13 protein-coding genes are annotated in these 13,772 nt (G+C 32.4%); 11 read left to right on the top strand and 2 right to left on the bottom strand.

The features are described from left to right. The first annotated feature begins 46 nt into the window (after positions 1 to 46). From IHE43_RS10610 to IHE43_RS10645, 8 genes are all read left to right on the top strand, one after another. Positions 47 to 1,168, top strand: a complete 1,122-nt coding sequence (locus IHE43_RS10610) for an N-acetylmuramoyl-L-alanine amidase (protein ID WP_192187907.1) — start codon at positions 47 to 49, stop codon at positions 1,166 to 1,168. Between the two features lie 50 nt (positions 1,169 to 1,218). Beyond that, positions 1,219 to 2,184 carry an MlaD family protein gene (locus IHE43_RS10615; protein WP_192187908.1) on the top strand — a complete coding sequence of 322 codons (966 nt, stop codon included), beginning with the start codon at positions 1,219 to 1,221 and terminating at the stop codon, positions 2,182 to 2,184. A 6-nt stretch (positions 2,185 to 2,190) separates the two neighbouring features. Next, positions 2,191 to 3,522 carry a (Fe-S)-binding protein gene (locus IHE43_RS10620; RefSeq protein WP_192187909.1) on the top strand — a complete coding sequence of 444 codons (1,332 nt, stop codon included), beginning with the start codon at positions 2,191 to 2,193 and terminating at the stop codon, positions 3,520 to 3,522. Between the two features lie 136 nt (positions 3,523 to 3,658). After that, on the top strand, positions 3,659 to 4,450 hold the full coding sequence (locus tag IHE43_RS10625) for a (Fe-S)-binding protein (protein ID WP_192187910.1): 792 nt from the start codon (positions 3,659 to 3,661) through the stop codon (positions 4,448 to 4,450). Between the two features lies 1 nt (position 4,451). After that, positions 4,452 to 5,048, top strand: a complete 597-nt coding sequence (locus IHE43_RS10630; protein ID WP_192187911.1) for a hypothetical protein — start codon at positions 4,452 to 4,454, stop codon at positions 5,046 to 5,048. Positions 5,049 to 5,129: 81 nt separating this feature from the next. After that, positions 5,130 to 5,612, top strand: coding sequence for an ABC transporter ATPase (locus tag IHE43_RS10635; RefSeq protein WP_192187912.1), 483 nt, complete (start codon positions 5,130 to 5,132; stop codon positions 5,610 to 5,612). A gap of 581 nt (positions 5,613 to 6,193) precedes the next feature. Next, positions 6,194 to 7,330 carry an N-acetyl-alpha-D-glucosaminyl L-malate synthase BshA gene (gene bshA, locus IHE43_RS10640; RefSeq protein ID WP_192187913.1) on the top strand — a complete coding sequence of 379 codons (1,137 nt, stop codon included), beginning with the start codon at positions 6,194 to 6,196 and terminating at the stop codon, positions 7,328 to 7,330. Positions 7,331 to 7,357: 27 nt separating this feature from the next. Further along, positions 7,358 to 7,780 carry a protease complex subunit PrcB family protein gene (locus IHE43_RS10645; RefSeq protein WP_192187914.1) on the top strand — a complete coding sequence of 141 codons (423 nt, stop codon included), beginning with the start codon at positions 7,358 to 7,360 and terminating at the stop codon, positions 7,778 to 7,780. A 102-nt stretch (positions 7,781 to 7,882) separates the two neighbouring features. On the opposite strand, the gene IHE43_RS10650 is transcribed toward IHE43_RS10645, so the two are convergent. Further along, complete coding sequence (locus IHE43_RS10650) at positions 7,883 to 8,380, bottom strand: hypothetical protein (RefSeq protein WP_192187915.1); 498 nt, start codon at positions 8,378 to 8,380, stop codon at positions 7,883 to 7,885. A 159-nt stretch (positions 8,381 to 8,539) separates the two neighbouring features. Beyond that, positions 8,540 to 9,367, bottom strand: a complete 828-nt coding sequence (locus IHE43_RS10655) for a UDP-2,3-diacylglucosamine diphosphatase (RefSeq protein ID WP_192187916.1) — start codon at positions 9,365 to 9,367, stop codon at positions 8,540 to 8,542. Positions 9,368 to 9,555: 188 nt separating this feature from the next. On the opposite strand from IHE43_RS10655, the gene aroC reads away from it, so the two are divergent. The 3 genes from aroC to IHE43_RS23550 all read left to right on the top strand — a co-directional run bounded on the left by aroC (position 9,556) and on the right by IHE43_RS23550 (position 13,749). Further along, positions 9,556 to 10,614, top strand: coding sequence for a chorismate synthase (gene aroC / locus IHE43_RS10660; protein ID WP_056194335.1), 1,059 nt, complete (start codon positions 9,556 to 9,558; stop codon positions 10,612 to 10,614). Between the two features lie 53 nt (positions 10,615 to 10,667). Then, positions 10,668 to 11,957, top strand: coding sequence for a dicarboxylate/amino acid:cation symporter (locus tag IHE43_RS10665; RefSeq protein WP_192187917.1), 1,290 nt, complete (start codon positions 10,668 to 10,670; stop codon positions 11,955 to 11,957). 391 nt (positions 11,958 to 12,348) lie between these two features. Beyond that, entirely contained in the window at positions 12,349 to 13,749 is a 1,401-nt protein-coding gene (locus IHE43_RS23550; RefSeq protein WP_225585461.1) for a histidine kinase dimerization/phospho-acceptor domain-containing protein, read from the top strand. The last annotated feature ends 23 nt before the right edge of the window (positions 13,750 to 13,772 follow it).

The raw sequence follows: 13,772 nt of genomic DNA on the forward strand, positions 1-13,772 counted from the left end.
TAAAAATTATAGCAGTTGCATTTTATTAAAATTAACTTTTAGATTTATGAACATATTTAACAAAACTAGGCTAACATTTAGTTTTTTTCTAACTATAATTTCATTTTGCGCATACAGTCAGGCAAATGTTTTTAAGGTAACACTTGATGCCGGACACGGTGATCATGACTTTGGAGCCGTCTATAGCGGAAGAATCGAAAAAAATATTGCATTGGCCATTGTGTTAAAAGTTGGAAAAATTTTAGAAGACAGTCCAAATGTTAATGTCATTTATACCCGTAAGACGGATGTTTTTATCGATTTGGTCGAAAGAGCCAATATTGCTAACAGAGCCAACTCCAATATTTTTGTTTCAATACATTGTAATGCGAACAAAAATACAGCGGCAGACGGGACAGAAACTTACGTAATGGGTTTAAGTAAAGTAGCATCGAATCTTGAAGCTGCGAAAAAAGAGAACTCGGTAATTACTTTGGAGAAGGATTATAAACGTAAGTATGAAGGTTACGATCCGAATTCTCCGGAATCTATGATTGGAATGACCTTAATGCAGGAAGAATATTTAGATAATAGTATTGCATTGGCCAGTAAAATCGAAGATAATTTTGACAGATTGGGAAAAAAACTTCGTCAGGGTGGAGTAAAACAAGCACCATTTATGGTACTGCATAAAGCTTATATGCCAAGGGTTTTGGTTGAAACTGGTTTTGTTTCGAACCCTACTGAAGGAAATATTTTAAATTCAGAAGAAGGTCAAAATGATATCGCCAAAGCTATTGCTGAAGCAATTATAAGTTACAAAAGAGAGTATTTTGGTTCTGGAGTTCCGGAAGTAATGGATGCCAAACCAGTAAAAGACACTGCTAAACCAAAGACGGTTATAGCTGTTCCGGCAACAAACAAAAATGCAACAAAAGGAACTATTTTTAAAGTACAATTGATTGCCAGTATTAAAAAGACTCCTTTAGAACCAAAGAACTTTAAAGGACTGAAAAATGTGACGATGTTGTATGAAAATAATATTTATAAATATTTCTACGAAGAAACTTCAGATTATCAGGCAGCACAAAAATATTTGCAAGAAGCTAAAAGTAAAGGATATGGAGCTTCTTTTTTAATAGTATATAAAGACGGAGAAAAAATCAGTATTCAGGACGCCACTAAATAATAGCCACAAGTTCGAATATTTATATTAATTTTGTACAAACACTTAGAATTTTGAAACTAACAAGAGAAATTAAAACGGCTATTTTAGTCATCGCGTCAATTTTATTATTTATTTGGGGCTACAGCTTTTTAAAAGGCAGAGATCTTTTTACAAATTATAAAACATTATATGTAGAATATGATAATGTTGAAGATTTATCACAATCAGCTCCGGTAACCTTAAACGGACTGGGAATTGGTAAGGTAAATAAAATTACAATCAACGAAACAACAGGTAGATTATTAGTTGAACTTCAGTTAAAAACGGATTTTCCAATTTCTAAAACCAGTAAAGCGGCATTATATTCTCCGAGTTTAATTGGAGGAAAACAAATTAAAATTATTCCGAATCTTGCGGATAAAGATCCTGCGGTTGATGGGCAAACTTTGGAAGCAACTATTGAATTAGGATTAACCGAATCTTTAGGCGGTAAAATAGAGCCAATTCAGCAAAAATTAAATCTAATGCTGGCAAACATAAATACGCTGGTTGGCGGGTTAAACAATGTTTTAGATAAAAAAGGTCAGGAAGATTTGAAAAAATCGTTGTCAGAATTGAGTCAGACCATGGAACAATTTCATAGAGCTTCAGGAAGTCTTAATTCTATTTTAGATACTAACAAAGCGCAGATTAATGGAGTTGTGACAAACTTTAATAAAATGTCAAGCAACTTCAACAAAATATCAGATTCTTTAAATAAAGCCGATTTAGGAAAAACAGTTAGAAACTTAAACCAAACTTTAACAAAAGTAGATGGTATTATGACTAACTTAAACTCAGGAAAAGGTTCTGCAGGTAAATTATTGAATGATGATGCTTTATATAATAATTTAGCTAAAACTTCAAAAGAGCTTGAATTATTATTGCAGGATGTTCGATTATATCCAACACGTTATGTAAATGTTTCTCTTTTTGGAAAGAAAAATAAACCATACGTTGCACCTGTAGAAGATGCCAAAACAACCGACAAAAAATAATAAGGAATGAGTTATTTAGATAATATTTTATTCGCTATACTTCTGATAGCTGGTTTTGGCTTTTTTGCTTCAAGTGTGAAAAAAATAATCAGGAACATAAAATTAGGAGTTGATGTAGATCGAAAAGACAATCCGAAAGCACGTTGGGCAAACATGGCATTGATTGCTCTTGGACAATCTAAAATGGTGAAACGTCCTGTTGCGGGTGTATTGCATATTGTTGTATACGTTGGATTTATTATTATAAATATAGAATTACTTGAAATCATCATTGATGGATTATTTGGAACTCATAGAATTTTTGCGCCTTATTTGGGTGTAGTTTATGATGTTTTAATTGCTTCATTTGAAATATTGGCAATACTGGTAATTTTTGCCGTTACAGTTTTCTGGATTAGAAGAAATGGTATTAGATTGAAACGTTTTATACATTCAGATTTAAAAGGTTTCCCTAAAAGTGATGCTAATTATATTCTGTATTTTGAAACGGTATTGATGATTTTGTTTTTATTGATGAACGCCTCTGATTTGCATTTACAGAATGTTCCGGGAGGAGTTTTTCATAAAGCAGGAACTTTTCCGGTGAGTCAGTTTATAGCGCCAATTTTTAATGGTCTTTCAAATGAATTAGTTGTTCTTTTATTTGAAATTTTCTGGTGGGTTCATATTGTGGGTATTTTGGTTTTTATGAACTATTTATATTTTTCAAAACACTTACATATTCTTTTGGCTTTTCCAAATACCTATTTTGCAGATTTAAATTCGAAAGGGAAATTTGATAATTTAGAGTCGGTTACCAAAGAAGTAAAGTTAATGATGGATCCAAATGCTGATCCGTTTGCAGCAGCTCCGGTTGATGAAAATGCAGCTCCGGGTAAATTTGGTGCAAGCGATGTTCAGGATTTAAACTGGGTTCAGTTGTTAAACGCTTATACGTGTACAGAATGTGGACGTTGTACATCAGCATGTCCGGCAAATCAAACGGGTAAAAAATTATCTCCTCGTAAGATTATGATGGATACGAGAGATCGTTTACAAGAAGTAGGGAAAAATATTGACACTAATAAAGGTGTTTTTGTTCCGGATAACAAAACACTACTAAACGATTATATTACACCAGAAGAGCTTTGGGCTTGCACATCTTGTAACGCTTGTGTTGAAGAGTGTCCGGTAAATATTAGTCCGTTGTCTATTATTATGGATATGCGTCGTTATTTAGTGATGGAACAAAGTGCTGCTCCAATGTCGTTGAATGCTATGATGACAAATATTGAAAATAATGGAGCACCATGGCAATACAGTCAGCAAGATAGATTGAACTGGAAGAACGAGAATTAGAGAAGTAAGATTGAATTGGTTATTTGTTTAACCGTTTAATCTATTGAATAAAATATTTGAGGTTTTTTTAGTGGAGGTTATAGTAAAGAGTACGATTAGCCAAATAAGCGATTAACCGATTTAACAACAAAAGAAGATGTCAGAAAGTTTAGTAGTGCCAACAATGGCTGAAATGCTAGCCGAAGGAAAACAGCCAGAAGTTTTATTTTGGGTGGGTTGCGCAGGAAGTTTTGATGATAGAGCAAAAAAAATTACCAAAGCATTTGTACGTATTTTAAATCGTACCAATGTTTCATTTGCGGTTTTAGGTACAGAAGAAAGTTGTACCGGAGATCCTGCAAAACGTGCTGGAAATGAATTTTTATTTCAGATGCAGGCCATGATGAATATCGAGGTTTTAAATGCATATGAAGCGAAAAAGATTGTTACGGCTTGCCCGCATTGTTTTAATACTTTAAAAAATGAATATCCTGAGTTAGGAGGTCAATATGATGTAATTCATCATACTGAATTTTTAAAGTCATTAATTGATGAAGGAAGACTGACTGTTGAAGGCGGTCAGTTTAAAGGGAAAAAAATCACTTTTCACGATCCTTGTTATTTAGGAAGAGCGAATAAAGTATACGAAGCGCCAAGAGATTTAATTCAAAAGTTAGATGTTGAATTAGTTGAAATGAAGCGTTCAAAAGCAAACGGATTGTGTTGTGGAGCAGGCGGAGCACAAATGTTTAAAGATGCTGAACCAGGAAACAAAGAAGTGAACGTATTGCGTACAGAAGATGCGTTAGAAGTACAACCAGATATAATCGCAGCAGGCTGTCCGTTCTGTAACACCATGTTGACCGACGGTATCAAACACCAGGAGAAAGAAGGACAGGTTAAGGTTATGGATATTGCAGAACTAATTGCTAATGCTCAGGATTTTTAAAATGAAGAAAAATATATTTTTGCTAATTGTTTTATTCTCTAGTATCGTTACATATTCTCAGGATGTTTTAAATATTATTGCAAAAGAAACATGTGAATGTCTGGATGCTAAAAAGCTTAAATCGGATAATTTTACAGGAGATGAATTAAAAGCTGCAGTTGGAGTATGCATGATTAAAAGCTATTCCGATCATATGTCAGAATTTAAAGCTGATGAAAAGGTTAAGTTTACTGATAAAGACGGAATGACTAAGTTAGGGGAAACTGTTGGTGTAAAAATGCTGGAAATTTGTCCTAGTATGATTTTGGAATTAGGGAAAGGTTCAAAAGACGATGTTAAAGAAGAAGATGCTTTTGTTATTGGTGAGGTAATTGATATAAAATCGGAACAGTTTATGACCTTACAAATGAAAGATCAAAATGGAAGAAATTATAGTCTCCTTTTATTGGATTATTTTGATACAGCATCATTGCTAACTAATAATGAAATTAAGAAAAAAGACAAGCTTAAAGTAAGTTATACCGAAATTGAATTATTTGATATTAAAGTTAAAGAGTTTAGATACTTTAAAATCCTTACAAAATTAGAAAAACAATAAGTAAGGTTATAAGTTTTTTGAAACTTTAAAACTGAAATTTTCAAAGAATCTAAAATCAACAATCTAAAATCTAAAATTAAAATGTATATACCTTTTGAAAATTTACCTGGTGAATCCAGAGTTTGGATTTATCAATCAAACAGAAAATTTTCTGAGGAAGAATTTTCTGAAATTGAAACTGACCTAAAAGCTTTTGTTGAAGAATGGGCAGCACATGGAACAAGTTTAGAAGCTTCGTATTTATTGAAATACAACCGATTTATTATTTTGGCTGTAAATCAGGACGTGCAGGCTGCTACAGGATGTTCTATAGATAGTTCTGTTGAATTTATTCAGAGTCTGGAGAAAAAGTACAGCGTTGATTTGTTAGATAAAATGAATGTAACTTTTAAAAATGGCGAACATATCGCGCACAAAACATTAATAGATTTCAAGAAAATGGTTAAAGATAAATCAGTTTCTGAGAATACGATTGTGTTTAATAATTTAGTAAACAACATCGAAGAATTCAATGAATCCTGGGAAGTTCCTGCTGCTGATAGCTGGCACAGCAGATTTTTCTAAGAGAAATTTATATAATATTTGAAAAGGCATAAAATTTTGATTTTGTGCCTTTTTTTGTTAGATTATATACTAGTTAAAAAACATAAAAAATGAAGTTAAGAACTATAAAAATAATTATAATACTTTTCATTCTCATTACGATTGGATATTTAGTATTGGATTATTATACCGGTAGAATGTTTTATGGTTTGCATCCGCCTAATTGAAAAAAGTACGTACCAAATTTTCAAACATTAAGTTGTTATAAAAAATAAAAACCTCTAATCTAGCCCTGATGGGAGTGATATCCTTTTATGGCGGGGTTCGGCATAAAAGATATAGCGGGCAGCGGGACAGGTTGTCTTTTGAAAATGAAACTTCTGCTCCTGATGAAAATTATAAGTTATGAGTTAGGAATTATGAGTTGGCAGTTTTCTTCAAAATTGTGGTTTTTCTCAAGATGACATAAAATCTAATTGTCTAAAAAACTTAAGATCTAACAATCTAATAATCTGATAAATCAATAATTCACAAAAATCTAACAATCGAAAACTTCGATTAAACGTGATTTTTGAGTACTTTCGTAGTATTAAATTTAATACATGAAAATAGCAATAGTTTGTTATCCGACATTTGGCGGTAGTGGGGTTGTAGCCACAGAATTAGGCCTCGAATTAGCCAGACGCGGACACGAAATCCACTTTATTACCTACAGTCAGCCGGTTAGGCTGGCACTTTTAAATCCTAATGTTCATTATCACGAAGTAAACGTTCCTGAATATCCTCTTTTCCATTATCAGCCTTACGAATTGGCTTTGTCAAGCAAATTGGTTGATATGGTTAAATTATATAAAATAGAAGTTCTTCATGTACATTATGCAATTCCACACGCATATGCGGGCTATATGGCGAAGCAAATGCTGAAAAATGAAGGAATTAATCTTCCGATGATTACGACGCTTCACGGAACGGATATTACATTGGTGGGAAATCATCCTTTTTATAAACCTGCCGTGACTTTTAGTATCAACAAATCAGATTATGTAACTTCGGTTTCGCAGAGTTTGAAAGATGATACATTGAAATTATTCAAAATCAAGAATAAAATAAAGGTAATACCTAATTTTATAGAATTGGATAAAGTTAAGAAAGACCCGACTGCTCCTTGTCATCGTTATGTTATGGCGAAGGAAAATGAGCGCATTATTACTCATATCAGTAACTTTAGAAAAGTAAAACGTATTCCTGATATTATTAAGATTTTCTATAATATTCAGAAAGTGATGCCTGCTAAATTAATGATGGTTGGTGATGGTCCTGAAAAAGAGAAAGCAGAAATTCTATGCATGGAATTGGGAATTTACGATAAAGTAATTTTCTTTGGAAACAGTAATGAAATCGACAAGATTTTATGTTTGACAGATTTATTTTTACTTCCGTCTGAAACAGAAAGTTTTGGTTTGGCTGCTTTAGAAGCAATGGCGTGTGGTGTCCCAGTAATTTCTAGTAATTCGGGTGGACTGCCGGAAGTTAATTTTGATGGTGTTTCCGGATATTTGAGTAATGTTGGAAATGTTGAGGAAATGGCTGCAAATGCGATTAAAATCCTGGAAAATGATGAAGTTCTAAATAAGTTCAAAGAGAATGCTCTAGAAGTTGCAAAGAAATTTGATATCAAAAACATACTTCCAATATACGAAGCTTTGTATCAAAAAGCAATTGATGATTATAAAGAGTAGAAACAATAATTTTAAAAGTAAGCGTAAATGAAAAAAGTAATTTCGGTTGTAGCAGTTTTTGTTTTAATTTCTTGCGGAGCAAAAAAAACATCAGATTCAAATGCATTATATGAAGTTTTAACAACGCAATCTGACGGTGGAGGAAATATCAAATTTTATGAGATTTTGACTGAACCAAATGAGATCAAAATGTTAGAAAACGATCCTCTTTTGGCTGATAAAATGAAACAGGCTGACATTAGTAATTCTAATTACGTTATTTTGAACATGGGAGAAAAAAATACTGGAGGATATTCTATTGGAGTTGAAAAAGTGGAAGAAACGGATAAGAATATTATTATTACCGTGAAAGAAAACAGCCCGGCTCCGGATGGTATGACGATGCAAGTGATTACTTATCCTTATACAGTCGTGAAAGTTCATTCAAAAAAAGAGATTATTATTAAATAAGTTCTTTATATAAGACAAGCACTTTGACTTCGCTCAGTGTAACAAATAAAAAAACCTGTCGTAATTAAAGCGACAGGTTTTCTTTTACAATTATTTTTTATTTTAGAATTTGAATTTGATTCCTAAACCAACATCAAATCCAAAGTTGTCATCGTCATAATATCCGGAACCAATTTCTGGTCTTGCATCTAATGATAATAAAATTGGCACTTCTTTAAAGCCATATTCAATACCAATATCTCCTGCAGCAAAAACGTAAGTTCCGCTGTCATTGTATTTAACATTATTGTTATAATAATCGTGGTCCCAGGCAGCTATACCACCACCAACACCAGCATACCAGTTAAAACCTCCGTCGATGTTCCAAACCCATTGGTAAAGAGCAACTCCTTTAATGGCGTCTACATCACTACTGTTTCTCCATCCTAAATCGAATTCAAGTCTGTTTTTTTGATTTAATCCTCTTTGGTACGATACTTCTCCTCCAAATCCGTTGTTGTCTCCTAAACGTAATCCAAGGGCGTTTTTAGCGATGTCTTGTGCCTGAGCTGTAAACGCTAATCCAAATAGCATAATGGCTGATAAAATGATTTTTTTCATAAAAATGGTTATTAATTTTTGTCAAATATATAATTAGGACCAATCATAGAACGTATAAGATTCTTTAAAATTGTTATATAATTCACATTTTTATGAATTTCTAACTCACTAATATAAGTTGGATGCCGCTAATGCGCTAAGTTTTTTATTTATAGCTATTTATCTTTTGGTGACAAATGAAGTAATTAGCTGAGAAGCAACAATATCCTCCATTTCAAATAAATTTTCATCTTCTCCGGTTAAATTTGATTCGGCGTAAGAAAATAATTTCCAGCGTTTTTTATGATATTCTAAGGCAGTTAGGTTTTCAACCCAATCCCCGGAATTTAAATATAAAGTCGATCCGTGTTTGTTTTCTATAGTAGCAATTTTTGGCTCGTGAATATGTCCGCAAATTACATAATCATATTTTTTTTCGATCGCTAAATCTGTAGCGGTAGTTTCAAAATCAGAAATAAACTTAACTGCTTTTTTTACGCTGGCTTTAATTTTTTTTGAAAATGAGTATGGTTCGCGACCTAATTTTGCTAAACACCAATTGGCAAATCGATTGCTCAGGATTAAATAATCATAACCTAAACCGCCTAATTTTGCAATCCATTTGGAGTGCTGTACAGAGGCATCAAAAACATCTCCGTGAAAAATCCAGGCTTTTTTATCGTCTAAATCTAAAACAAGTTTATCTAGCAACGCAAAATTCCCCATATTCATGTCGCTGAATTTACGAAGTATTTCATCATGGTTTCCAGTGATGTAATACACTTTTGTGCCTTTAGTAGCCATCCCAATAATACGTTGAATGACTCTTAAATGCGCTTTAGGGAAATATGATTTTCTAAATTGCCATGCATCAATAATGTCGCCGTTTAAGACTAAAGTTTTGGGTTTAATGCTTGATAAGTAGTTGTTTAGTTCTTTGGCGTGGCTTCCGTAAGTTCCTAAATGAACATCAGAAAGAATAACCAATTCGACATTTCTTTTTTTCAATTTTTCTTGATTTGAAGTTTAGCAAATAAAAGAAAACTGAAGTGGTTTTGTTTTATCAAAAGGTTATCAATTTGGCTTCAATTTTAATAAATTATGATTTTTAGACAACTTAACCTTTGCTTAATAATACCAACTTTAAATTTTTTAATTTAATTCATAAAACTTACATTTGCTCAAAACAAATTACAATGGCAGGAAATAGCTACGGCACCCTATATAAAGTTACAACATTTGGAGAATCTCATGGTGAAGCTTTAGGCGGAATTATAGATGGATGTCCATCAGGAATACAACTTGATTTAGAAGCAATTGAAGTTGAAATGTCCCGAAGAAAACCAGGACAATCAGCAATTGTAACGCAAAGAAAAGAACCAGATGCAGTTCAGTTTTTATCTGGAATTTTTGAAGGAAAAACAACCGGAACTCCAATTGGTTTTATTATTCCGAATACCAATCAAAAATCAGATGATTATTCGCATATCAAAGATAATTACAGACCAAGTCATGCAGATTACGTATACGATCAAAAATATGGTTTTCGTGACTATCGCGGAGGCGGAAGGAGTTCTGCAAGAGAAACCGCAAGCAGAGTAGTAGCAGGCGCTATTGCAAAACAAATGTTGCCTGAGATTAAAATTAATGCTTACGTTTCGTCTGTGGGGCCAATTCATTTAGATACACCTTATCAGGATTTGGATTTTTCAAAAATTGAAAGTAACCCTGTTCGTTGTCCAGATGAAAAATCGGCTGCAATTATGGAAGAATATATTCGCGATATCCGTAAACAAGGGGATACTGTTGGGGGTGTTGTTTCTTGCGTAATTCAAAATGTTCCGGTTGGTTTAGGTGAGCCTGTTTTTGATAAATTGCATGCGGAACTTGGAAAAGCAATGCTTTCTATCAATGCGGTAAAAGGATTTGAATACGGAAGCGGATTTTCAGGATCTGAAATGAAAGGAAGTGAGCACAATGACTTATACAATCCTGACGGAACTACAAAGACAAATCTTTCTGGCGGAATTCAGGGTGGAATCAGTAACGGTATGGATATCTATTTTAGAGTAGCCTTCAAACCTGTTGCAACTATCATGCAGACCCAGGATTCATTAGATAATAAAGGAAACATTACACCAATGACAGGTAAAGGCCGTCATGATCCGTGTGTAGTACCTCGTGCAGTGCCAATTGTTGAGGCAATGGCGGCGATTGTTTTGGCTGATTTTTATTTGATCAACAAAACATATTGATAAAAGTTAAGGCAGTGAGGGTCTTAATATTTTAATTTAAAACAAACAGTTTAATGCAACAAATTACAGAAACCAAAAAAAAATCATTTCTTTCAGGACTAACCGGGCAAATTATAATTGCAATGGTTCTTGGAGCTACTTTAGGAATTATATTGCACAATTATATTTCGCCAGAAGCAGCGCAATCGTTTAGCAATAAAATAAAAATGTTAGCTACCGTATTTATCCGATTGGTACAAATGATTATTTCACCTTTAGTATTTACCACTTTAGTAGTTGGAATTGCCAAACTTGGAGATATAAAAACGGTTGGAAGAATTGGAGGAAAGGCGCTTGGATGGTTTTTTACAGCTTCTTTTATATCCTTATTAATTGGTTTGTTTTATGTCAATATTTTAGAACCAGGAGTAGGTTTAAAATTGGATCATGTTGACATGGCAGCAGCTTCAGAAGTAACCGGTAAAACTAAAATACTTTCTGTTGAGAATTTTGTTGAGCACATTGTTCCTAAAAGTATTTTTGAAGCAATGGCAACTAATGAGATTTTACAGATTGTAATATTCTCAATCTTTTTTGGATTGGCTGCGGCTTCATTAGGAAGTACTGTAAAACCAGTAATTAATGCATTAGATAAAGCGTCACACATTGTTTTGAAAATGGTAAACTATGTAATGAACTTTGCTCCAATTGGAGTTTTTGGAGCCATTGCAGGTGTATTTGCTGTTAGAGATGCTGAGGAATTAGTAATTACCTATTTTAAATTCTTTGGATCGTTCTTAATAGGAATCAGTACATTATGGGTTATTTTAATAGCAGTTGGTTATATTTTCCTGAAAGGAAGAATGACAGAGTTATTGAGACGTATTATTGGACCACTGGCAATTGCTTTTGGAACAACTAGTAGTGAAGCTGTTTTTCCAAAATTAACTGAGGAACTGGAAGAATTTGGTGTAAAAGATAAAATCGTGTCATTTATGCTTCCACTGGGATATTCATTCAATTTGGACGGAAGTATGATGTACATGACTTTCGCAAGTATCTTTATCGCGCAATTTTATGGTGTTCACTTAGATATAGGTACCCAGATGGTAATGCTTTTGGTTTTAATGTTGACCAGTAAAGGAATTGCAGGTGTTCCAAGAGCTAGCTTAGTGGTGGTTGCGGCAACATGTGGTATGTTTGATATTCCGGTTGAAGGAATTGCATTAATCTTACCTATTGATCACTTTTGTGATATGTTTAGAAGCGCTACAAATGTTCTGGGAAATGCTCTTGCAACTTCTGTAGTTGGGCAATGGGAAAATAATAAAGAAGAGAATTTAGGGATTATAGAAGAAAACTAATTTGCTTCTTTTCATATAAAAAGCCAGAAATAGAATTAACTGTTATGGCTTTTTATTTTAATTACAGGTTTTAAATGAGTAATAACAAAAAATTTAAGCTGCTACTTTTTCTTTTCTAAGTTTTTTCCTCAGGAGTTTCTCCGAATTCGATTTTTGTTGCTCTTTAGTTGATTTTTCTGTTTCTGTGAATTTAAAAGTTTCTTTATGAAAATATAAATTTTCATGCCAAAATGTTGAAACCCATAAATTTTTCAAAATTTCTTGTTGAACATGCTAAATGTTTTAGCGGATACAATAGAAAAAAACTGATTATTGAATCTTATCTTATTAAAATAATACTATATTTTGTATTATTATAATAATGTATATTTGAATAAACATACTACTAACTATGCCTCATTATAGATTTTGTTTTTTTATTTTTATTTTTCTAAATATATTTTGCCCTGAGTTATCAGCTCAGATTACCTCTATATCCGTTGTAAAAGTTAAAGATTTAACGCAACAGGCTTGTGATTATTTAGATGATACTAATTATGAAAAATCTTTAGAGAAGTCAGGAATCGCCCTAAAGTATGCATTTGATTTAAAAAATGATACTTTGATTTCCAGAAACTACAATATAATTGCAATTAATTTTCATGATTTAGGTGAAGTTGATAAGGCAGTTTTTTTTTACAAGAAAGCATTATCTTACGCAGAACGATCTAATATTGTTAGTTTAAGAATGATGATAACTAGTAATTTAGGGAACTTATTTTTTTTCGAAAAAAAGTTGTATAGCACCGGAATTACCTATTACAAGGAGTCATTAAAATTTGGTAAGCAACAAAAATATTTGAAAGAAATCGCTATAACAAACCTTAACATAGTTTGGTCGTATTTCAAGATTGAAAATTATAAAGAAGGTTTGCCTTACTTACGTTATATTAATAAACATCAGAATGATTTAGAGGGAAAATCAAACGATATTGCTTTGAATTTTTTAAACGGAATGTATTGGGCTAATGAAAATAATACTGTTAAGGCAAATGAGTATTTTTTAAAAGCTATTTCTGTTGGCGAATCTAAAGATGAAAAAACGGATTTGGTATATGCATATTTAGAGTATTCGAAATTTTTAAACAAGATTGGCAAATCTGAGGAGGCTTATAAGAATTTGCTTTCCTATAGTAAAATTAGAGATGAATTGACTGATAAAGAGAAACTTAAAAGAGCTTCTATAGCAGGATTTAATCGTGAATTAGATGAGTACAAAAGACAAATTGATAAAATAGAAAATGAAAAAATTGAGCAATATCGGAGTCTTAAAAAATCAAGGATAATTGTCGTTTTATTTGTTATTGTTTCTTTGATTTTCTTATTGCTAATTATCACCTTAATTAAAAACATTCGGTTAAAGAAGAAGGCCAATATAGAGCTTTTACAAGCGAAAGAAATTGCAGAGGAAGCTTCTTTACTCAAAACGCAGTTTATTTCTACTATAAGTCATGAATTGCGTACTCCTTTGTATGGTGTTGTTGGTATAACAAATATGTTATTGGAAGAACATAAGGAATTATCTCAAAGTCAACACTTGAGCTCCTTAAAATTTTCGGCCCGATATTTACTTTCTCTGGTAAATGATATTTTACAGATTAATAAAATTGAAGAAAATAGAGTTATTCTTGAAAATCTGACATTCAATATCTCAGATGAAATAACAATGATAAAAAATTCACTTTCTTTTCTTTCTCAAAAAATAATAATAAAATTAAGATCGATATCGATCCTTGCATTCCGGAATATCTGATTGGTGATAAATTAAGATTGGCT

The sequence above is a fragment of the Flavobacterium sp. MDT1-60 genome (assembly GCF_014844035.1).
GTDB lineage: Bacteria > Bacteroidota > Bacteroidia > Flavobacteriales > Flavobacteriaceae > Flavobacterium.

Coding starts and splice junctions, on each gene's coding strand:
- IHE43_RS10610 (WP_192187907.1), top strand. CDS start 47: ATGAACATATTTAACAAAACTAGGCTAACATTTAGTTTTTTTCTAACT.
- IHE43_RS10620 (WP_192187909.1), top strand. CDS start 2,191: ATGAGTTATTTAGATAATATTTTATTCGCTATACTTCTGATAGCTGGT.
- IHE43_RS10625 (WP_192187910.1), top strand. CDS start 3,659: ATGTCAGAAAGTTTAGTAGTGCCAACAATGGCTGAAATGCTAGCCGAA.
- IHE43_RS10630 (WP_192187911.1), top strand. CDS start 4,452: ATGAAGAAAAATATATTTTTGCTAATTGTTTTATTCTCTAGTATCGTT.
- IHE43_RS10635 (WP_192187912.1), top strand. CDS start 5,130: ATGTATATACCTTTTGAAAATTTACCTGGTGAATCCAGAGTTTGGATT.
- bshA (WP_192187913.1), top strand. CDS start 6,194: ATGAAAATAGCAATAGTTTGTTATCCGACATTTGGCGGTAGTGGGGTT.
- IHE43_RS10645 (WP_192187914.1), top strand. CDS start 7,358: ATGAAAAAAGTAATTTCGGTTGTAGCAGTTTTTGTTTTAATTTCTTGC.
- IHE43_RS10650 (WP_192187915.1), bottom strand. CDS start 8,380: ATGAAAAAAATCATTTTATCAGCCATTATGCTATTTGGATTAGCGTTT.
- aroC (WP_056194335.1), top strand. CDS start 9,556: ATGGCAGGAAATAGCTACGGCACCCTATATAAAGTTACAACATTTGGA.
- IHE43_RS10665 (WP_192187917.1), top strand. CDS start 10,668: ATGCAACAAATTACAGAAACCAAAAAAAAATCATTTCTTTCAGGACTA.
- IHE43_RS23550 (WP_225585461.1), top strand. CDS start 12,349: ATGCCTCATTATAGATTTTGTTTTTTTATTTTTATTTTTCTAAATATA.